19 protein-coding genes are annotated in these 19,721 nt (G+C 55.7%); 9 read left to right on the forward strand and 10 right to left on the reverse strand.

Annotated features, from left to right (window positions below; genetic code table 11):
* Positions 1 to 860: hypothetical protein (locus tag RDV48_15000; protein ID MDQ7824107.1), on the forward strand; the 860-nt coding region annotated here is incomplete at its 5' end.
* Between the two features lie 5 nt (positions 861 to 865).
* Here RDV48_15000 and rlmB read toward each other — a convergent pair.
* The 4 genes from rlmB to RDV48_15020 form a co-directional block, all read right to left on the reverse strand.
* Positions 866 to 1,603: a 23S rRNA (guanosine(2251)-2'-O)-methyltransferase RlmB gene (rlmB, locus tag RDV48_15005; protein MDQ7824108.1), complete on the reverse strand. Its 738-nt coding sequence runs from the start codon at positions 1,601 to 1,603 to the stop codon at positions 866 to 868.
* Complete coding sequence (cysS, locus tag RDV48_15010; protein MDQ7824109.1) at positions 1,600 to 3,009, reverse strand: cysteine--tRNA ligase; 1,410 nt, start codon at positions 3,007 to 3,009, stop codon at positions 1,600 to 1,602. The genes rlmB and cysS overlap by 4 nt, the downstream gene beginning before the upstream one ends.
* Positions 3,010 to 3,072: 63 nt before the next feature.
* Positions 3,073 to 3,636 (reverse strand): response regulator, encoded by a 564-nt coding sequence (locus RDV48_15015; GenBank protein ID MDQ7824110.1) that lies wholly within the window; start codon positions 3,634 to 3,636, stop codon positions 3,073 to 3,075.
* Between the two features lie 164 nt (positions 3,637 to 3,800).
* Positions 3,801 to 5,399 carry an FHA domain-containing protein gene (locus RDV48_15020; protein ID MDQ7824111.1) on the reverse strand — a complete coding sequence of 533 codons (1,599 nt, stop codon included), beginning with the start codon at positions 5,397 to 5,399 and terminating at the stop codon, positions 3,801 to 3,803.
* Between the two features lie 242 nt (positions 5,400 to 5,641).
* On the opposite strand from RDV48_15020, the gene RDV48_15025 reads away from it, so the two are divergent.
* From RDV48_15025 to RDV48_15040, 4 genes are all read left to right on the forward strand, one after another.
* Positions 5,642 to 5,842: a hypothetical protein gene (locus RDV48_15025; protein MDQ7824112.1), complete on the forward strand. Its 201-nt coding sequence runs from the start codon at positions 5,642 to 5,644 to the stop codon at positions 5,840 to 5,842.
* 184 nt (positions 5,843 to 6,026) lie between these two features.
* Positions 6,027 to 7,844: a S8 family peptidase gene (locus RDV48_15030; GenBank protein MDQ7824113.1), complete on the forward strand. Its 1,818-nt coding sequence runs from the start codon at positions 6,027 to 6,029 to the stop codon at positions 7,842 to 7,844.
* Between the two features lie 25 nt (positions 7,845 to 7,869).
* The gene (locus RDV48_15035; GenBank protein ID MDQ7824114.1) at positions 7,870 to 8,091 is read left to right on the forward strand and encodes a DUF5818 domain-containing protein; all 222 of its coding nucleotides are present in this window, start codon (positions 7,870 to 7,872) and stop codon (positions 8,089 to 8,091) included.
* Between the two features lie 61 nt (positions 8,092 to 8,152).
* The gene (locus RDV48_15040; protein MDQ7824115.1) at positions 8,153 to 8,470 is read left to right on the forward strand and encodes a hypothetical protein; all 318 of its coding nucleotides are present in this window, start codon (positions 8,153 to 8,155) and stop codon (positions 8,468 to 8,470) included.
* Between the two features lie 15 nt (positions 8,471 to 8,485).
* Here the strand turns inward: RDV48_15040 and RDV48_15045 are convergent, their stop codons facing one another.
* Entirely contained in the window at positions 8,486 to 8,686 is a 201-nt protein-coding gene (locus RDV48_15045) for a hypothetical protein (protein MDQ7824116.1), read from the reverse strand.
* Positions 8,687 to 8,911: 225 nt separating this feature from the next.
* Here RDV48_15045 and RDV48_15050 point away from each other — a divergent pair, with 225 nt between their 5' ends.
* The 4 genes from RDV48_15050 to RDV48_15065 all read left to right on the forward strand — a co-directional run bounded on the left by RDV48_15050 (position 8,912) and on the right by RDV48_15065 (position 13,265).
* A complete protein-coding gene (locus tag RDV48_15050; GenBank protein MDQ7824117.1) occupies positions 8,912 to 9,307 on the forward strand; it encodes a BlaI/MecI/CopY family transcriptional regulator in 396 nt (131 codons plus the stop codon).
* The gene (locus RDV48_15055) at positions 9,300 to 10,400 is read left to right on the forward strand and encodes a M56 family metallopeptidase (protein MDQ7824118.1); all 1,101 of its coding nucleotides are present in this window, start codon (positions 9,300 to 9,302) and stop codon (positions 10,398 to 10,400) included. The genes RDV48_15050 and RDV48_15055 overlap by 8 nt, the downstream gene beginning before the upstream one ends.
* A 39-nt stretch (positions 10,401 to 10,439) precedes the next feature.
* Positions 10,440 to 11,948 (forward strand): S41 family peptidase, encoded by a 1,509-nt coding sequence (locus tag RDV48_15060; GenBank protein ID MDQ7824119.1) that lies wholly within the window; start codon positions 10,440 to 10,442, stop codon positions 11,946 to 11,948.
* A gap of 90 nt (positions 11,949 to 12,038) precedes the next feature.
* A complete protein-coding gene (locus RDV48_15065; protein MDQ7824120.1) occupies positions 12,039 to 13,265 on the forward strand; it encodes a TIGR04013 family B12-binding domain/radical SAM domain-containing protein in 1,227 nt (408 codons plus the stop codon).
* Here the strand turns inward: RDV48_15065 and RDV48_15070 are convergent.
* The 5 genes from RDV48_15070 to RDV48_15090 form a co-directional block, all read right to left on the reverse strand.
* Positions 13,262 to 14,077 (reverse strand): hypothetical protein, encoded by an 816-nt coding sequence (locus RDV48_15070; GenBank protein MDQ7824121.1) that lies wholly within the window; start codon positions 14,075 to 14,077, stop codon positions 13,262 to 13,264. The two genes, RDV48_15065 and RDV48_15070, sit on opposite strands and share 4 nt — an antisense overlap.
* An 11-nt stretch (positions 14,078 to 14,088) precedes the next feature.
* Positions 14,089 to 14,970, reverse strand: a complete 882-nt coding sequence (locus RDV48_15075; GenBank protein MDQ7824122.1) for a hypothetical protein — start codon at positions 14,968 to 14,970, stop codon at positions 14,089 to 14,091.
* A gap of 81 nt (positions 14,971 to 15,051) precedes the next feature.
* Positions 15,052 to 16,509, reverse strand: a complete 1,458-nt coding sequence (locus tag RDV48_15080; GenBank protein MDQ7824123.1) for a SpoIIE family protein phosphatase — start codon at positions 16,507 to 16,509, stop codon at positions 15,052 to 15,054.
* Complete coding sequence (locus RDV48_15085) at positions 16,506 to 16,880, reverse strand: response regulator (GenBank protein MDQ7824124.1); 375 nt, start codon at positions 16,878 to 16,880, stop codon at positions 16,506 to 16,508. The genes RDV48_15080 and RDV48_15085 overlap by 4 nt, the downstream gene beginning before the upstream one ends.
* A gap of 23 nt (positions 16,881 to 16,903) precedes the next feature.
* Entirely contained in the window at positions 16,904 to 19,705 is a 2,802-nt protein-coding gene (locus RDV48_15090) for a response regulator (GenBank protein MDQ7824125.1), read from the reverse strand.
* Between the last annotated feature and the right edge of the window lie 16 nt (positions 19,706 to 19,721).

Genomic DNA, 19,721 nt, shown 5'->3' on the forward strand with positions numbered 1-19,721 from the left:
CATCCCCTGCCCCTTCCCCGGCCCCCGATCCCAGGGTCCTCGAGGAGCTTTCCGGGATAAAATCAGAGATTGACGCCTTCACGAGTCAGATGGCCTCCTTTGAAGACCTCTTCAGCGCCATCGAATCCTACAAAAAAGGCCATTATGGCGCAGTTCCCGAGGCAGAGTTCATGCAGCTCTGGGCCATTATGGAACGCACCGGCGCCATGGTACCCCATGAGCAGTTCCAGCAGGGCCGGAGGGACCTGCTGTCGGCATACCACTGGCTTGCCCAGTACCTTCTCTCAACAGATCCCTCCCACCAGAAAATGTACCTCAGCAATGGGAATGCCCGCCTGGATGCCGCAAGGAGCGAGCTCAGGAAATTCTCGGCATACCTCGACAACGCAGCGAAAAGGGCGGGCCTTAAGGACTCTTCGGTGCTCACCAGCAACGTTTCTTCAGGGGCCCTGTCGGCACCCCCGGAGACTCCCGCCGGCAAGAAGCTCATAGCGAAGAAAAACCAGATAGAAAAGCTCTCCAGGAACATTGCCTCCTTTATGGATCTTGTAGAAACCATTGAATCATACAAAGCGAAAAATTACGGCGCAATCCCCCAGTCGGAATTCGGCCAGCTTGACTCCATCGTGGGAACCATCAACGCCATGGTCTGTGACAGCCAGTTCCAGGACGGGTTCAGGGCCCTCAAGATGGCCCTCCAGGATTACCGACAATACCTCATTTTCACCAATCCCGCCCAGCAGAAAACTTTCATTGACAGGGCCAGGGCCCAGATGAGCATCGCCAGGAGCGCCCTCAACAAAATGAAAGCTACGTACGAGAGCCAGGTAAAGGCTGCATACGGCAAGGAAGGGGAATAAGAGGATCAGGCACTCCTCTGGCGCAGGACCTCGTAGAGAAGGAGGCCTCCTGCCACGCTCACATTCAGCGAGGAGATCATGCCTTTGAGGGGGATTCTCACGACGGTGTCGCAGAGGGAAAGGATCCTGCCGTCGAGCCCTCTCCCCTCTCCGCCCAGCACGAGACAGAGAGGGCGGCGGTAATCAGCCAGGCGGTAGTCTGTCCCTTCGTGGGAGTGGGCCCCGATAACGGCGATTTCCTCTCGCTTCATAAGTGCCAGGGATTCCGAGAGATTGGAGACCTTTGCCACGGGCACGTAACTGTCAGCCCCCGACGAGACCTTGCTCACGGTGGCCGTGAGGCCCACGGACCTGGCGCGGGGAATTATTATCCCGTGGAGGCCCGCGCATTCACCGGTCCTGAGAAGGGCCCCCAGGTTGTGGGGATCCTGGACCTGGAAGAGGGCGAGAAAAAAGGCCGGCTCTTTCTTTTCGAGGGGAAGGGAAAGAAGACGGGAAAAGTCCATGTAATCGCGGGCCGCCGTCTTCGCCACGACGCCCTGGTGGTTTCCTCTGCCGGTAAGGCCGTCAAGACGGCTTTTCGTGACAAAGGTGAAGGGGACCTTCTTTTCCTGGGCCAGCTTCCTGAGGCGCACCGCCACCTCGTCGGGGCTCCCCTCCTGGAAATAGATCTTCTCCAGTGGCACCTTTGAGGATTCCAGGGCCTCCCTCACAGGGTTTCTGCCGTAGATGACATCTCTCATAGCTTTTTCCATACCACGCCCTGGGGGGTATCCTGGAGCACCACTCCCTGTGCCTTGAGCATATCTCTTATCTCGTCAGCCCTTCTGAAATCCCTTGCCCTTCGGGCGGCCTCGCGCTCGGCAATGAGGCCGTCAATATCGGAGGCGAGGCCCTTCTTCTCGAGGGCATCCTTCAGCCTGAGGCCCAGGACCGCATCGAGAGAGAGGAGAAAATCGCGGACAAGAGCCGCACCTTCGGGAGGGAGAGCCTCCCTGTCAATCATCCTGTTGATTTCCGAGATAAAGGTAAAAAGGCTCGAGAGGGCCAGGGGCATATTCATATCGTCGCACATCTTCTCATCGAAGTCGCGGGCGGCGGACTTTATAAGCTCTTCCAGCTCAGCGGTAAAAGGAGCTTTTGAGGTGACGCGAGAGAGGCGCCTGAGAAAATCGCAGAGGCCCTCAAGGGTGTTCTGGGCGCCCTTGAGAGCCTCAAGGGTAAAGTTAAGCTTCGAGCGGTAATGATTGGAGATGTAAAGGTACCTGAGGGCCAGGGGATTGAAGCCTCGGGACACAAGATCCCTGAGGGTATAGAAATTCCCGAGGCGCTTGGCCATCTTCCGGTGATCGACAAGCAGGTGCTCGCAGTGGATCCAGTAGTTCACGAATTTCTTTCCCGTGTACGCCTCTGACTGGGCAATCTCATTCTCATGGTGGGGGAAGATGTTGTCCACGCCGCCCATGTGGATATCAAACTGCTCGCCGAGGTATTTCATGCTCATGGCGGTGCATTCAATGTGCCACCCCGGTCGCCCGCGCCCGAGCTCCGTGTCCCAGAAAATCTCGCCGTCCTTTTCGTCCCAGGATTTCCAGAGGGCAAAATCCGAGACCCGCTCCTTGTCATACTCGTCATGCTTGATCCTCACGCCCACCTTGAGCTCCTCAAAATTCAGGCGGGCAAGCTTCCCGTAGTCACTGAATTGAGAGAGGGAGAAATAAAAGGAGCCGTCTTCCCCCTTGTAGGCGACGCCCTTCTCCGTGAGGGCACTGATGATGGCCACCATTTCCGGAATATGATCGGTGGCCCTGGGGTACCTCTCGGCCCTCTCTATATTGAGGGCCTCGATATCCTCGAAAAAGGCCTTCACATACTCTTCGGTAAAATCTCTGAGTGTGGTCTTTTCCCTTATGCAGGCCTTGATTATCTTGTCATCGATATCGGTGATGTTCATGACCTGAGTCACTTTACAGCCTTTGTACTGAAGGATTCTCCTGAGGAGATCCTCTACACAGTATGCCCTGAAATTCCCGATATGGGCATAGTCATAGACTGTAGGGCCGCAGGTGTATATCTTTGCCGTTCCGGCGATGAGGGGGATAAATTCTTCCTTTGTTCTTGTGAGGGTGTTGTAAAAGAACAGTGCCATGAGAATTCACCTTTCCATCAGTATTTCCTGGAGAGCAGCGCGGGGCTTGTCCTGTGGGTCGGGTCAGGATTCGTCGGTCTTGAAGAGGCTGTCAATAGCCTGAAGCTCATTGCTGTCAAGGGAGAGCTCGCCAGATTCCTCCTGGGGGAAGACCTGCTCCCCGGCGGGGGAAGCCTCCTGCTCCCCGGCGGGGAAAGCCTCCTGCTCTCTGTCCTCCCGTGGTAATCCCGTATTCATTGAGGGTCTCGAACCGTTTGAATACTCACCTTTCACTGCCAGATCAATGTGGGTATAAAGCTTCATGGGGCTGAAAGGCTTCAGGATATGGGCTCTGGCACCCTGTTGAAGCCCTTTCTCGACTTCCTTGGCCTCTTCAATTGAAGCAAGAATGATGACCGGGATATTGGCGGTGCTTTCCTCGCTTTTGAGGCTGCTGATAATCTCAAGCCCGTTCACCTCTGAAAGGGAGATCCTCGTAATGATCACATCAGGCAGCTCTGCCTGTGCAATTTCCAGGGCCTGTGGTCCATTCTCGGCGTGGAAGACCTGGAATTCATCATCCATGAGAATGACATCGATAATCTTCTTGGTTATGACGTCATTCTCTGCCACGAGCACCTTTTTCATAATCCGGCCGGCGATCCTTTCTCTCCTGTGGAGGCACCCCGCAGGTGTTATTCTGCATATTTTTTTCGATTTGTCAAGCTCTTCCCCTTCGCATTTACTTCAACCTTCTTAAATTTGACCCTTCCGGAGATATTCCTTCAATCGCCGGTCAGGGAAAAAGAATGTCACTTTTTAATGAAAAGCAGCAGGCTTTTCCCTGAAAGCCTTATGCAGTCATCAGAGCGCAGCAGCCTTTCCGATCCCTTCACCATCGAGAGGCCGTTTACAAGGGTCTGCCCCGTGGCACAAAGATGCTCAATGAAAAATTTTCCCTCCCTTGAGGTGATTCTTGCATGGAGCGGGGACACCGTATCGTCAGAAAGCCTTATCTCGCATCCTCCCTCAGTTCCTATTCTCAAGGGGCAGCTTTCAAGGCCGCAGGTCTTTCCCCTGTCGCTCTCCACTCCCTCTCTTACCTCTATCCGGTATGCCGCCCTGGCACCCCCGGTGCGGTATTCCTTCATGATGAGCCTTGTTTCACCGATCCTTATCTCATCGCCGGCCTGAAGGGGGAAGAAGTGATTCCCCTTCTGGGGCTCTCCGTTCAGAATGAGAGCCACCTCTTCGCTCTCGTTCCTGAGGTGAAGAATCCCGTTTCTCTTGACAAAGGAAGCCTGGATGTTGTCAGCAGCCCTGTCGGAGAGAGGGAGGTCATTGACCCTGGGACCCTCTCTGTAACCCACCGAGAGATACCGGCCTTCCCTGAGGTCGGCGCTTATCAGGGTATAGAGCGTTCCCCTGTCGGGACCTTCCAGTACCTCTATCTGGCAGTCAGCATCAAGCTCAGGCCCCCTGGCCGGGCCTTCTCCGCTCCTCTCCGCGGTGAAGGGCGACTTTCTGGGTAGAGCAAGGGCAATGGAACGGGCTTTTTTTGAATCGGCCAGGTCTATGGATATATGGAGGGACGGGGGCTCCCCGCTGGAGGGCTCAGGGGCCGGAGGCTCAGAAGGGGGGGCTTCTCTGGATTTTTCATATCTCAACAGCGATGAGCCCGTGCTTATGAGATCGCCCTCCTCCAGCAGGGTGTGTCCCTCTGAATCAATATCAAGAATGGTTTCAAAATCCGCGCTTTTTCTCTGAACCTTCGAGAGAAGTATGGAGCTCTCCACCTTGATGACAGAAAACTTCTTCTCCTTCACATTCCATGCGAAGAGCAGGTGCTCTGCAGGGAGGGCCATGTCATGGAGCAGAATCTCGTTGGAGCCCATTGTCATCTCTGTCTTCTCACGCCTCCCAAGAATCATCAGGTTTTCCGAGAGAGGGAAGAGCATTCCCCTGTCATCTCCCTCAATGACCCTCAGGGAAAAGGAGCTCTCGGGGATCCGGTCATGCCTGGGGATACCAGCGAAGAATGAGGGCTCCTCCTTTTCTGAATGGGACTGGCCATCCATTGAGGAGGCATCTTCCCGGAACTCGGCGATAAGGTAGCCCATCTGAATAAGATCGCCAGGCGCAAGAAGCAGTTTCTGGACGGGCATGGCATTCACCAGCGTGGGATTGGTGCGGGACTTATGATGAATCTCATAGGTACCTGAGTGGGGCTCCCATACCAGGAGGGCATGAATCCTCGAAACAGTGAGCTCATTAAAAAGGATCCAATTGGTTATCTTTTCGTTGGCAATGAGCTTTCTTCCAAGGGTAACCTCCCTGCTTCTTAAGGGAAACTTTTTGCCCTGGTCAAGTCCCTCGAGGATTTCAAGCTGATAGCCTGAGTTGAATATCATGAAACAATCCTGCATCGGTAAGAAGTAAGGTATCATTCTACGGATGCCCGGGGAATTCCTACGCATGAGCTTTTGATGCCCTCCATGAGGCATCATCCGGGTGGTGTGTTATTAACAATATGGTAACAATATTTGCTTGAATGGCCCATGGAGGATATGATATCCTGAATATAGAAGAGGTGTTACCCTCGCTCCATAAAAAAAAGTCTTGAATACATTCAGAATAGAAGGAGGCCACAGAAATGCCTTACTACGGATCAGGAAGCAGAAAAACCGCTCAGGGCTCGAGAAACTCCGGGAGCACAAGGAAAAACCACCGGAGAGAGTGCCTGGTGGATCAGTCCAGAAAGACTGACCACTCCAAGGAGACAATCAGGGAGGTCACCCTCAAGCTCATGGCGATGATGAAGGCAAAGAGAGAATGCCAGACCGAAGCGGGCTAAAAAGCGCAAGCTGAAAAAGTCTTATCCAAGAGGCTGGAATGGTATCGGATTTCTGGCCTCTTCGTTTTTCCCGCCCTCCTCGACAGGAGGGGCCTGGCAGCAGAGATGAAATACACAAGATGAAATAACTGGAGGAAAGTCCGGTGATTTCACGAATCTCACTAGAGAGAGGGGAGGTCGCGCCATGAGAAAATGCCTCATCATTGTTTTCCTGTTTTTCGTAATGGCACTGCTGTGCTCCCCCTTTGTGTCAGCTCTTGAGGTTGATTCAAGGGGCAGAGAGACCATGGAGACCATGGAGGTCATGTCCGGCCATGTGAAGGGCGAGATAGTAATTGACCTGAAAGACGGCACCACCGATGCCGAAATAGCGCAGATGATGAAGCAATACGGCATCACAATGGACTACAACAGCCCCTTCTCTGCAAAATACAGGCTCATGGTGGCCGATGTAGAGGAGGAGCATATCGCCGGCCTCCTGGAGCAGCTTGTTCATGACAGCCGTGTGGAGTATGCCGAGCCTAATTACGTATACCAGATCCTCTCCTACCCCGATGATCCCCTCTACAAATACCAGTGGCACATGGAAAAAATCAAGGTGCGGGGGGCATGGAAATATGCCACGGGCCAGAACGTCATTGTCGCCGTCATCGACACCGGGGTAGCCTACGAGGATTACAAAAACTTTCACCGCCTCGAGGACCTGGAGAAGACGCAGTTCGTTTCGCCCTATAACTTTGTGAGCAAAGATACCCATGCGAATGATGACCATGCCCATGGCTCCCACGTGGCGGGGACCATTGCCCAGACCACGAACAATAAGAAAGGCGTGGCAGGCATCGCCTACAACTGCAAAATCATGCCCCTCAAGGTCCTCAGCTCCGCGGGTATGGGGAAGACCTCCGATATCGCCGATGCCATCAAATACGCAGCCGACCACGGCGCGAAAGTAATCAATATGAGCCTTGGCGGGAGGTTCTCAAGCTCCGTGATGCATGATGCCTGCAAGTACGCTTACCAGAAAGGCGTGACAATAGTCTGCGCGGCAGGCAACGAGCGCTCGGAAAGAATATCATATCCCGCGGCCTATGATGAGTGTATCGCGGTCTCGGCCATCCGCGACGATGACGAGCTCACTTTTTACACCAACAAGGGCAAGGATATAGAGATTGCAGCCCCCGGCGGCGATCTGAACGTCGATCAGAACGGTGACGGCTACAAGGATGGAGTCCTTCAGAACACGATCAAGGTGAGAAACCCCGAGCAGGAGGACTACAGCCTCTTCCAGGGGACTTCCATGGCCTCGCCCCACGTGGCGGGCGCTGCAGCTCTCCTCGTCTCCCTTGGCTACAGCAACCCCGCGATGGTGAGAGCGATCCTGAAAAAGAGCGCCCGCTCAAAGGGGCTCGATCTCAAGAAAGGCTATGGGGCAGGTATTCTCGATGCCGAAAAGGCAGTCTACACGGCGGGCTTCCTTGACGGCCTTGCCAAGCTCGTATTCGGGCTTCTGGGAGCCCTTTTCCTCCTCTCATCGCTCAGAAGGTTCCCCAGGGCCCCTTACTCGGTCATATCACCCCACTACCTTGTGGGACTGATATTCGGGGCCTGCGGCCTTTTCTTTCTCCCGTCACTCGGGATTGAAGGGCTCCCGGCAAAGAACCTCCTTCTCAGGGGGTTCCCGCAGTGGGACATAGTTCTCATGGGAGCCGAGCACCATGGGAACGTTCTTTTCTACAGCGCCCTTTTCCCCATAGCCCTCTCTTTTCTGTTCTTCCCGAACATCACCCTCCGCCGCATGGCGGCAGGATTTTCCACCGGCGTGGCAGGCCATCTTCTCTTCATGCTCCTCGCAAAGCCCGCCCCGATTCAATTCATCCCGAGCTTCCTTTTCATTGACAGGATCTGGCTTCTGGCGAATATAGCCCTTTGCCTTTACGCGGCATACCTTTTCATCAGGTTCATCCCGGAAAAGGCTCTGAAAGACCGTATTCCCGGCGAGTGAGCACTCAAGGAAAGAAGGAGACCATATGAAAACCATCAAGGGAAAAATTGAGAAAAGCGAACTGGAAGGCGGCATCTGGGTCCTTGTCACCGACAAGGGCGAGCAATACCAGCTCGACGGCGGTGACAGGGAGCTCTACATACAGGGAAGAAAAGTCTCGGTGACAGGCACGGAACAAAGGGATATGATGGGAATCGGCATGATGGGACCTCTCTTCAAAGTGAAAAAATACGAGATTCTCAGGTAATTTTGAAGGCATTCCCGCCTTCCCAGGAACGGGGTAAGACTATCTTTCGGGGTGAAACAGAGTGAAAACGAAAAGGAAATGCTACGTGGTTAATTGTCCACACGAGCCCCTGCAGCGTGTGGGAGTCAACATGCTGAAAGTGCTTGGCATACAGCCTGGGTCTGAGTCCTTTGAGAAACAGAAGCACCTTATTGCGGTGGAGATATGCAGGGATCACTTCCTGGAAAAGTTCCCTTCCTACCAGCTCTTCAAGAAGTCCTTCTTCCAGGGGATGATAATGATTTCAAAAACCCAGTACATTGCCATGGCGAAGGAGCTTTACGGAATGGCACCGGGAAAGATTGATGAAGGGGACTTCAAAGCCTCGCCGCGAAGCTGATGATGGGCCTCGTTCTTACGAGAACCACTGGGTCACAAAGGATCTGAAGGAACTGTAAAGTTCAATGCCGGGCTCATGGCTTTTCTTGATGTCCCCCTGGGTCATGACGTCCAGAATATCAATAAAAAGAGGCTGAAGCTCAAGCGCTTTCACTCTCCCGCCCTGTGCCAGGCTCTCCCGGATCGCACCGCTTTCTCCCCCACCCTGCTTATTCATAGAATGACCCTCCCTTGTGCCCCCCTCTTCTTACAGTACTACATCACGCATCGGTGCTCTCCATCTAGGCATCAATTGTTACGAATTTGTAATATTAGTGAAAATCCTGTAAAATTATTGTGTACAGAGATCTTTATTTTCAGGGGCTCTTGACATAATACTACGGTTGTAGTATTATGGAGGAGAAGTCCAGTATGGGCTCAAGATGAGCACAGGAGTTTTCAGATGAGCATCGAGTCAAGGTATTCCCACCTGGGGGAGCTGGAGCTGGAGATAATGGATGTGCTCTGGGATTTCGATTTTGCCACGGTGAAGGATATCCATGAGACACTGGTCAAAAAGCGCGACATCGCCTATACGACGGTAATGACCGTGATGACGAGGCTCGCAGAGAAAGGAATGCTGAAGCGGTCGCAATCCGGCCGCACTTATGTGTACAGGCCAAAATACTCCAGGACGCAGATAGCTCACACCTTTTTCGACAGGATCAAGGAGAAGATATTCAGGGGAAGACCGGCAGAGCTTTTTTCCTACATCATCGCCAGCAGTTCCCTCACCTCGGACGATCTTCTCAGGATAAAGCTCCTCATCGAGGAGAAGGAGCGCCAGACCGATGGATAGCATCGTCATATTCAAAGCCGCTCTCAACAGCTCGGTCAATTTCATCTTCTGCCTGCTTGTGGTGATGCTCTTCGTGAGGATTTTCAACATCAAGAGCCCGGCGCTGCGCTTTTCCCTCTTCCTCCTGCCCCTTATCAAGCTCTGGTTTGATATGGGGACGCGCTTCTCCTCGGGGCACGGGTTCCCTGGGCCATTCCCGCTCAAGGCGGGCGGCGTGTTTGACCTCTGCCTTTCAGCAGGGCTCGGATCTTCGGGTCTCTCGCTCTGGTCCCTCATATGCTCCTGCATCATCTCGCAGCATACTTATTCCATCGGTGACCTCATACTATGCGCGACAGGCCACGGGCTTTCCCAGACGCTTGCGGCCCTGTGGCTGTCTGCGGCGGCTTTGCTCATCCTTTACAGGGTCCTGGGCTATCTCTTCTATACCAGAAAGCTCTTCGCATCGGCTTACGAGGATGAGAGGCTCAAGCCCCTGGCAGATGCTCTCAAGAGGCCGCTGTACCTGTCGCCTCTTGCCAAAACCCCCATGGTGGCCGGGATGGTAAATCCCGCCATACTACTCCCGGTCAGGCTCCCGGAGACCCTCGAGGAAAAGGAGCTTGAAATGGTCCTGGACCATGAAATCAGCCACATCAGGAGAATGGACAACGTGCTCAACTTCCTGCTTGGCATGACAGGCGATATATTCTTCTTCCTCCCTCCAGTAGCTTTTCTCATAAGCAAAATCAACGAAGAGAAGGAAAAGATCTGCGATCTGATGGCCGCAGGAGACCACGGGGAAAAAGCTCTTGACCTCTGTAAGACCCTGGTGAAGCTGGCGGCGTCCAGCCTCAGGGAAGGCCCCTCCCTCATCACTCATGCCTGCGGGTTTGCCCTTTTTCCCCGCAAAGCCGAGGAGGGCCTGATGGGCCGGGTCACGTACCTGCTCTCCTGCAAGCCCGGGAAAAAGGGAATATTTCAGCAGAGATGGGCATATATACTGGTGACGCTCGCGCTCCTCAAACTGCTTATCGGTGTCTCATTCTTCACCTCGGAGGGTGCCGCGAGGATCTGCACCGAGGTGGCCATGAGGATAGTGGTAAGTGCATAACGGGGTGCCTGATCAGATTCGTTCCACAGGAGGTACGCTATGAAATCAATGAAGCTCCGTAACCTTATCCTCCCGCTCATTGCGGCAATGATCCTCATTCTGTTCCTGCCCCTTACCCTGAGGGCCCATACTGCCCCCCCGGCAGCCCCCGGAAAAAGCCTTTCGGTCGATCCCAAGACACCCGGCACTCCGGCGCCTGTAGAGAAAGATGACAAGGCAAAGAACAGGAACTTCCCCAATTACAAGAAGTACCTGGACAGTTCGGAGGAGCTGGGATTCTCCCCCAATCCCAGGCTCTTTGGAGCGATCCACAGCCTCCTGAACACCCAGTTTTATGGAAAGGTAACCGAGGAGAAGCTCACAGACGGCGCAAAGCAGGAAGTGGAGCGCCTCTTCAAGGAGGCGCAGGCCGAGGCCCCTCCCTTCAAGGATAAGAGCTTCTCCTCGCCTGAGGATTTCCTGAACGCCGCCGTGGCCCAGGCAAACAGCAAGGTCAGCAAGGACCTCATCCTCTACTCGGCGCTCTGTGGCCTGCTGAAAGGCACCGATGACCCTTATACGGTCTATCTCACCCCGAAGGAATACGGCCAGCTCATGGAGCAGATGCAGTCAGCCTCCTTCGGCGGCATCGGCACGTACATCGAGGTCGACAAGGATAACGACAACTGGCTCACCGTGATAGAGCCCATGGAGGGAACGCCGGCCTGGAACGCGGGGATCAAGACAGGCGACGTGATCTCCGAGATTGACGGGAAGTCCACGAAAGGCCTGTCCATTGATTTAGCGGTGACCAGGCTCCGCGGGCCCAAAGGAACGCCTGTGACGCTCACCATCATGAGAAAGGGAACGAAGGGCACCCTCAAGTTCACCCTTCTCAGGGAAAAGATACAGGTGAAATCGGTGACTTACAAGATTCTCAATAACACTTACGGCTATGTGAAGCTCAGGAACTTCGGGGAGGAGACGAGCCACGAGCTGGAAGCGGCCCTCAGGGAGATGGAAGGAAAGGGCATCAAGGGAGTGGTGATGGATCTCCGCAATAACGGCGGGGGTTACATCAATGCCGCCGTATCAATATCGGGCATATTCCTGGGCAAGGGCGAGTCCATCGTCACCGTGAAGGACAAGATGGGCAACTCGAAGAGCCACAACTCCAAGGGCGACTATAAGTTGAGCCTCCCCCTCGCCGTGCTGGTGAACAAATACTCGGCGAGCGCCTCGGAGATAACTGCCGGTGCCATAAAGGACTACAAGAGAGGCGCCCTTGTGGGCACCAAGACCTTCGGCAAGGGCTCGGTGCAGCAGGTCATGCCCTTCCCCGACGGCTCGGCCCTCAAGGTCACCGTGTCCCATTACTACACACCCAATGGGAGCGATATAGACAAGAACGGCCTGGAGCCCGACTACAAGGTGGAGATGGAGCCAAAAGACGTAGGCAAGGACAAGGACCCCCAGCTTGACACAGCCCTCCAGATCCTGAAAGGGATCACTCCCGAAAAGGGGAGCACGACCACTCAGATCGAGGAGGAGCGGAAAAGCCCGAGGTAGAGAGAAGAGTGGCCGATTGGAGAGAAGCGGACCAGGTTCCGAGAAGGAGCACGGCGACTGTATATTGATAAAGGCCTCAGACGGGCCACCCTGCCTGTCGTTTTCAGGCGCACCGCCTGCAACAGGTACTCGCTCCCTGTACTCATAGGGGCCCTGGAGAAGCACCTCGCCGGTGCCAATGTCTATCTCCTTGATGATCATCTCCACCTGAAAGACTTCGCCCGCCATTTCCCGTTGACCATTCTATGCTATTCCTTTATGACCACCCAGCTCGGCACCGTCCTCAGGGAGGTCTCCTTCATCAGGGAGCACTATGGCAGCAGGGTGTTGCTCCTTGGGGGGGGACCCCATCCCACTGCCGACCCGGAGGGAACTCTCAAGGCTGGCTTTGACGCCGTCTTCACAGGGGAGGCGGAGAGAATATTTCCCGAGGCAGTGGAGCGCGTGATAAAAGAAGGCCCCGGGGCGGTGCAGGGTCAGTCTTTTAACGATACCGACATTCCAAGGCTCTCTATCGACGACTATTTCCCCATATCGGAGACACTGGGCCTTTACGGGCCCATGGAAATCTCGAGGGGATGCCTTCACCACTGCGCCTTCTGCCAGACCAGGCGCATCTTCGCCCCGCCCCTGAGGCACCGCTCGGTGGAGTCAGTGGTGGCGGGCATCAGCAAGGCGATGAAGGGGGGCCAGAAGAGAACCTTTTTCATCTCCCCCAATGCGCTCTCCTATGGCTCTGAAGGGAAGGGCACGGTAAACCTGGCGGCCCTTGGCGGCCTTCTCTCGGCCATCAAGGCCACAGGAACAAAGTATATTGACCTTGCCTACTTCCCCTCGGAGGTCCGGCCTGAATATGTTTCAGAAGAGGCCCTGGCCCTCATAAAGAAATACTGCACCAACAGGAAGATCGCCGTAGGCATACAGACGGGGAGCGACTCGCTTCTCAGGAGGCTGCGGAGGGGCCACACGGTGGCCCAGGCCGTCGAAACGGTAGCCCTCATCAGATCCATGGGGCTCATGGCCCACTGCGACTTTATCTTCGGCTTCCCAGGCGAGACAGGCGACGATGTGAAAGCGAGCCTGGAGCTGATGGAGCTCATCACGAAAAAATTCGGGGCGCGGATCCACTTCCATTACTTCCTCCCTCTCCCCGGCACGCCGCTGTGGGGCGGGAAGCCTGAGCCGCTCGATGACAGGACGCGCTCAGCCCTGGCGAGGTTCGAGGAGGACGGCCGCCTTGACGGCTGGTGGAAAGAGCAGGAAAAGCTCTCAATGGAGATTCAGGAGTGGAAAGCCAGGGGGTATATTACCGTTTAGCGGTGCATGGAGGTGATCCACACAATCCCCCCGATGAGGCCCAGGAAAGAGAAGAGGAGCTGGTACCAGCCCAGGCCGAACATCAGGAAGGGGAGCACGAAGAATCCCACGCCGCAAAGGAAAAGCGCCACAAAGGTGGCAAGGGTGGGCTCGATGCGGTTCCGCCACATGATCACGAAGAGCAGGTAGCTGATGGTGACGGCTATCAGAAGGAAATATGCAATGTAGAGGGGGATGTAGAGCCACCAGTTGCTGATGCTCATGCCCTTTTCCTTGTACCCCTCGACGAAGGAGACGACGGGAGAGATGTCCACCTGCCTCACGTAAAGGCTGGTTTTAGCGGTGGGCTCGAGCTTGATTTCAAAGTCGTTGTTGCCCGTGTGGCAGTATTTTCCTATATCGTACCCCAGGATGGTGTAAATGTCGAAATAGAGCTCCATTGTCGTGACAGGAGATCCGTTCACCGTGATGGAGTAGGTGGGATTCTTGGTGAGCTCGGCAAGCGTCGAGGTGCGGTGGTTTATCTGGAGGTAAAGCTGCTGGGGCATCCTGTCCAGCGTGAAGGTGCCCTTGAGAGTGCTTGAGCCCGGCTTGTCCATGAGCAGGTGGGAGAGCCCCCCCCCCTCGCGCTCGACAGTGGCATTCTGGCAGCTCACGGCTATTGTTCCCATCGGGGAGCCCGAGGAAAAAGAGATGGTGAAGGACTCGAAATCCTTGGCCAGCGCCGCAGCCGAGAACAGCGCCAGCATCAGCACCAGGATCAAGATCCCGGCCCCTTTCCTGCCCCATTGAGAAACCAGTCCTATGCCCAAGCGCCACGCTCCTAAAAGTTAAAATCTGTGCCCGAAGGCTTGTCCTCCTGCCGCGCCTCGCCTTCGATGGCCACGCTCTTCTGGAAGGCATCCTCGCCCTTCTTCGCGGAAAGCATAGAGATGAGGGCCAGGACCACGGTGCAGGCCAGGTATACCAGCGACCATTTCTGCATGCGGGGAATGACAAGCCAGCAGTAACCTGCCGCAAAGCCGGCAATCATGATGCCGATGAGGGCGAAGGATGCCGAATAGGCATCCATGTTGCTGTAAAGAGTCCTGTTGAAGAAAAACCATATGAAGTAGAGGATCACCAGAATTCCCAGCACCAGGGCGGCGGTTTTGCCGTACTTGGGAATCAGATCGGGAAGGTTGCTCACATTTTTTGCCAGAGAGGGATTATCGGCGAATATGGTGCCCCTGATCCAGAGCTGGTCTCCCGATTCAAGCGTGATGGCGACGGTGTTCTCCCCTTTCCTGAGCTCCCGGGATATCTCGAAGCCCTGGGAGATGTAATGGTTGATCCTGTTTTTCATCGACGGGATGAACTCCCTGCCGTTGATGAATATGTTCATCTCGGCCTCCGAGGGGGAGCTCATCCAGTCATTGAGCATATAGTACTCGCCGGGTACCTCGTCGAGGGTGAAGCTGTAAGTGAGGGAGCTTGTTTTGGGCGACGTGAGCTTGAGGGTGTACTCGCCGTTTGACTCCTTCTCGAAGAGGGCCGCCTGGGGCTTGATGACAAGGGTTCCCTCGGGCCTGCCCTTGATGAAGAGGGAGTAGAAGAAATTCCTGGAAGAGGCCGGTCGCGACTCACTGGAGCACCCTGCCGCCGCCAGCAGAACAGCAAAGGCCAGAAGAATCAATGAAAAGGCATGGCATTTGCCAGAGGGCATTGTTCACTCCAAAGGAGAATATGTTGTCATTCTCAGGAGTATGTTCCCCGCGGGAAGAGGGAAATCCTGCAGGGGCTGTCCTTACCGGAACTTCACCTGGAAAAGGGAAAAATCATCGGCAAAAGCGGCAGAGCCGTTCACTGCCACGGCATATTCCACGACCCTGTCCAGGTCATTCTTACCAGGCTCTGAGGGCCTTGAAAGCTCGCGGAGGTATTCCTCGAAGGTGAGCATGGAGCCGTCCTCGCGGGTGAGCTCATAGGTCCCGTCGCTGAAGACCAGGAGCCTGTTGAAGGGCTGCACCTCGAGGGCCCTGTTCTCAAAGGTATTGTCGGTGTCCCACCCGATGACGGATCCCGTGGACTCGAGGCTCGCGGCCTCAGCCTGCTTCTCGTCAGGGCCCTGGATGAAAACGGCGGGGGGATGGCCGCCGCTCGCATAGACCAGTCGGCGCTCCCTTCTGTCATAGACACCGTACCAGATGGTGAAGTACATATTATTCTGCTGCTCCATCTGGAACGCCAGGTTCAAAGCGCCAAGCACGGCGGCGGGGTCAAGGAAGTCGCAGGACGGGAGGCTCTGGGACCTGAGGACATTCATTACCGATATTGAAAGGAGGGCGGCGCCTACGCCATGGCCGCACACATCAAGCAGGTACATTACGAAATGGTCGCTGTCGAGCCAGTGGTAGCCGAAGGCATCTCCCCCGAGCGACGTGGAGGGAATAAAACGCCAGTCAGTCTCAATATCGCCGGTGAGCATGGGGGGGAGAAGGGATCTCACATAGTCCGCCGCTTCGGAGAGCTCCCTGTTAAGCAGGTTCTGCGTCTCCACGAGTGCCTTATGGGAGAGCTGCTCCTGATCGCGGAGGCGTTTCTTCTCAAGGGAGGCGCCGATCCTGGCCCTCAGCAGGACGGGATCGAAGGGCTTGGGCAGGTAGTCATCGGCGCCGCGCTCGATGCACCTTATGACGCTCTCAAGCTCGTCAAGGGCCGAGATCATGATGACGGGGATATGGCGGAGCTCCCTGTCCTCCTTGAGATGCTCCAGGACCTGGTAGCCGTCCATCCCCGGCATGATGATGTCCAGCAGCACAAGGTCAAAGGGGGCTCCCTTGATCTTTTCCAGGGCCTTAAAGCCGTCCTCGGCCGTCGAGACCGTGTAGCCCTGCTTTTCCAGCTGCCGTGAGAGGATGTCCCTGTTCCCCTCGTTGTCATCGACAAGCAGCAGGCTGCCATGATCGGGCTGAAGGTCATGGCGCTCCATGACCTTCCGGGGGGTGCTCTCATGCTTGACTGGCACTGCGGCGCCGTCGATTTCATCGGCGGGAATGACAAGATGCTCATTGATGAGGGAGAGCATCGTGCGTCCCGCCATCTGGATCTTCTGAAGATCACCAAGGAAGCCCGTAAGGCCCTCTTCCTCGGCTTCTTCCTGGAGCATCTCGCTGTAGCCCAGGATCAGGTTGAGAGGGTTCCTCAGCTCATGGCGGATCCACGAGAGTGAAGCCTTGGGAATCATGGCGGGATTGTCACTCATTGGCTTTTCCCCGCTATCAGCGCCTCTATTTTCCCCAGAAGGCGCGGGAACTCGATGGGCTTCGTGTCATAATCATTGCAGCCGGCCGCCATTGCCTTTTCACGATCATCTGACATGGCATGGGCCGTAAGGGCGATGACAGGAATGGCCTTCACGCCGTCATCGGCCTTGATCTGCTTCGTGGCCTCCCACCCGTCAAGCACGGGAAGGCTCATGTCCATCAGGATGATATCGGGAGCCTCACTCTTCGCCATTGCCACGCCCTGGGCGCCGTCAAAGGCGATAATCACCTCGTAGCCCTTCTTCGCGAGGCGCCGCGAGAGCATGTCCCTGTTCATTTCATTGTCCTCCACGAGGAGAATCTTTGCCATACTTTCCTCCTTCCGCTCTGCTGTCAAAGATCATCAGGGGCCGTTCTGGCTGGCCCCCTTTCCATGTAAGCCCTTACAATCTGAACCAACTCGTCATTGCTCACCGAGCCCTTGCTCACAATCTTTTCCACCACGGCACTGAGGCGGCTGCGCTCCCCGGCGGTGAGCTCTTTCGCCGTGAGGACCACGATGGGAACCCTGCTCCACTCAGGCCTGCTCCTGAATTCCTCGATGAATTCAAAGCCGTCCATCTCGGGCATCATCAGATCGAGAAAGATGAAGTCCGGGAGCTTTTCACCAATTCGCTCAAGAGCTTTTATTCCATTCTCGGCCTCAAGGACACTATAACCGCTCCGCCTGAGGATCTGCGCCACCATGTGCCTCGTGGTCAGGTCATCCTCCACGACAAGCACCGTCTTCAAGTCCCTGTCCATACGGTACTTTTCCATTATCTCTATGAGACGCTCCCTGTCCACGGGCTTGGTGAGGTAGTCCGTCACTCCCAGGGCATAGGCCATCTCCTTCTGATCCAGGATGGTATGCATGATGACAGGTATGGAGCGGAGCTCCTCATCCTCCTTGAGGGCCGCAAGGACGGCCCACCCGTCCATCTCTGGCATCATCACATCGAGGGTGATGACGGCAGGCTTGATCTCCTTTGCTAGGGCCAGGCCTTCCTTGCCGTTGGAAGCGGTCCTGTACTGGTATCCCTCCTTGACAAGGTGGCGTATGATGATTTCACGGGCCGTGGGATCATCATCTATGATGAGCACCGTCGTAAGGCCTTGCTGGAGAGGCTCTTCCTCCTTCACCTCTTCACCGGGAGCGGTCGCCTTGGGATCGGGCGTCCTGGCAGGGAGCTTTATGGTAAATACCGAGCCCTTCCCTTGCTCGCTGGTGACGGTGACGTCGCCCCCCATCATCTGGCAGAATTTCTTCGTGATGGAGAGGCCCAGGCCCGTTCCGCCGTACTGCCGCGTCGTGGAGTTGTCGGCCTGCGTGAAAGCCTGGAAGAGCTTGTTTATCTGCTCCCCGGTGATCCCGATACCGGTGTCGCTCACGCGGAAGAGTATCCACTCCCTGCCCTGCTCCTTCTCATGCTCCACCGCAAGGGAGATCTGCCCCTCATGGGTGAACTTGCAGGCATTGGAGAGGAGGTTGAAGAGACCCTGGCGCACCTTGGTGAGATCACTCTGCATGGTGTCGATGCCTTCCTGGATCTCCTGCCTGAGGGTGTTGCTGTTCTTCTCCACGAGGGGCTGGATGGTGGTCACGACATCACTAATCATGTCGCGGATGCTGAAGGTCTCGATGAAGAGCTCCATCTTTCCCGCTTCTATCTTGGAGAGGTCCAGGATGTCGTTGATGAGCGACAGCAGGTGCTTCCCGGCGGCGTGGATCTTCCTGAGATCGGCAAGGGTCCCGGTCTCCCCCGAGTCCTCGGCATCCTCCATGAGCATCTCGCTGTAGCCTATTATGGCATTCATGGGCGTGCGGAGCTCATGGCTCATGCTCGCCAGGAAGGTGCTCTTGGTGCGGTTTGCCGCCTCTGCCTCGGCGCGGGCGTCCTGTGCTTCGCGCATTGACTTCGCCAGCTCGGCGGTGCGCTCCTCGACGGTGCGCTCCAGGGTCTGGCTCCACTCCTGGAGGCGCCTCTCGCGGGACTCGATTTCCGATGCCATTTTCTGAAAGGTCCGCGCAAGCTGGCCCAGCTCGTCGCGCTTTTTTGACGCCTCCTCGAGAAATGAGAGGTCAAAGCGGCCGGCCTCAAGCTCCGAGGCCGCTTTGGTGAGAGTAGCCACGGGCTTCATCACCCGCTGCGCGATGATCGTGAGAAATACCAGCATAAGCACAAGCGTGACGGGGAGAAAAATCATCCAGAGATGGGTAAGCTCCGTCACCGTGCGGAACATGACGGCCTCCGGCACGTTGAGCACTACCTTCCCCCCGGTAAAGGGCGCTTCGGCCCAGTAGATCCACCAGTAGTGCGAGCCCTTCCTGAAGCGCATCTTCCCTTCACGGGACCCGGCGATCTCGTTCCCTCCCTCCAGGTTTCTTACATCTTCGCCTTCATAGCCCTCGCGGAGCATGAGGCGGTCATCGGTGGAATGGGCGATTACCTTCCCATGGCGGCTCACGAGGTACGCGTACTCCTTATCCTGGCCTTCCGAAATGCTCTTATCAGAGGTGCGCAGGCTGAAGTGCCTAATTTCATTCTGGATCTCCTCGAGGGACATGTCACAGCCGGCGACACCAAAAAACTTTTTTTCATTGTCGAAGAGAGGCGTGGTGATGCTTACCATGGTGATAGCGCCCGCGCCCTTGTCATAGTAAGGTTCCGTAATGTAGAGCTTCCCGGTGTTCCTGGGGCCGACGTACCATTCCTGTTTCTCTTCATGGAAATCATAATCTACCGGCGTGAGGCTGGGCCAGCCCTTCCGGTGCACGGCAAGGCAGGCGTCCTTTTTCCTGTAATCCTTGCGGTCATAAGCGATGTAAACCCCATAGACCTCATTCCGGGGCATTTTCTGGAGAAGCCCCACAAGGAAGGGCACGGTCTGGGAAGTGGGCTCCAGGCCTGCAGCCTGCTGCTGAGCCGCAATGCTCTCAGTCACGGTGGCCACGCGGCGCACCTCTTCATCAATCTGGGAGGCGAAAGCCTTTACCTGCTTCTGGGCCTCTGCATTGGTCTGATCAATGACGGTGAACTTGTTTTTGGTATAATTGATCGTAGCCGAGAAAATAAAGATGAGGCTGAGGGCCAGGCCGATGTAAAGGCAGAGCTTCTGTGCGACGGAGCGTGGTGCGAAAAATCCCGGCTTCATATTCAGGAGGGCCTGC

The sequence above is a fragment of the Candidatus Eremiobacterota bacterium genome (assembly GCA_031082125.1).
Lineage (GTDB): Bacteria > Vulcanimicrobiota > CADAWZ01 > CADAWZ01 > Ess09-12 > Ess09-12.

Coding starts and splice junctions, on each gene's coding strand:
- rlmB (MDQ7824108.1), bottom strand. CDS start 1,603: ATGAGAGATGTCATCTACGGCAGAAACCCTGTGAGGGAGGCCCTGGAA.
- cysS (MDQ7824109.1), bottom strand. CDS start 3,009: ATGGCACTGTTCTTTTACAACACCCTCACAAGAACAAAGGAAGAATTT.
- RDV48_15015 (MDQ7824110.1), bottom strand. CDS start 3,636: ATGAAAAAGGTGCTCGTGGCAGAGAATGACGTCATAACCAAGAAGATT.
- RDV48_15020 (MDQ7824111.1), bottom strand. CDS start 5,399: ATGATATTCAACTCAGGCTATCAGCTTGAAATCCTCGAGGGACTTGAC.
- RDV48_15025 (MDQ7824112.1), top strand. CDS start 5,642: ATGCCTTACTACGGATCAGGAAGCAGAAAAACCGCTCAGGGCTCGAGA.
- RDV48_15030 (MDQ7824113.1), top strand. CDS start 6,027: ATGAGAAAATGCCTCATCATTGTTTTCCTGTTTTTCGTAATGGCACTG.
- RDV48_15035 (MDQ7824114.1), top strand. CDS start 7,870: ATGAAAACCATCAAGGGAAAAATTGAGAAAAGCGAACTGGAAGGCGGC.
- RDV48_15045 (MDQ7824116.1), bottom strand. CDS start 8,686: ATGAATAAGCAGGGTGGGGGAGAAAGCGGTGCGATCCGGGAGAGCCTG.
- RDV48_15050 (MDQ7824117.1), top strand. CDS start 8,912: ATGAGCATCGAGTCAAGGTATTCCCACCTGGGGGAGCTGGAGCTGGAG.
- RDV48_15055 (MDQ7824118.1), top strand. CDS start 9,300: ATGGATAGCATCGTCATATTCAAAGCCGCTCTCAACAGCTCGGTCAAT.
- RDV48_15060 (MDQ7824119.1), top strand. CDS start 10,440: ATGAAATCAATGAAGCTCCGTAACCTTATCCTCCCGCTCATTGCGGCA.
- RDV48_15075 (MDQ7824122.1), bottom strand. CDS start 14,970: ATGCCCTCTGGCAAATGCCATGCCTTTTCATTGATTCTTCTGGCCTTT.
- RDV48_15080 (MDQ7824123.1), bottom strand. CDS start 16,509: ATGAGTGACAATCCCGCCATGATTCCCAAGGCTTCACTCTCGTGGATC.
- RDV48_15085 (MDQ7824124.1), bottom strand. CDS start 16,880: ATGGCAAAGATTCTCCTCGTGGAGGACAATGAAATGAACAGGGACATG.
- RDV48_15090 (MDQ7824125.1), bottom strand. CDS start 19,705: ATGAAGCCGGGATTTTTCGCACCACGCTCCGTCGCACAGAAGCTCTGC.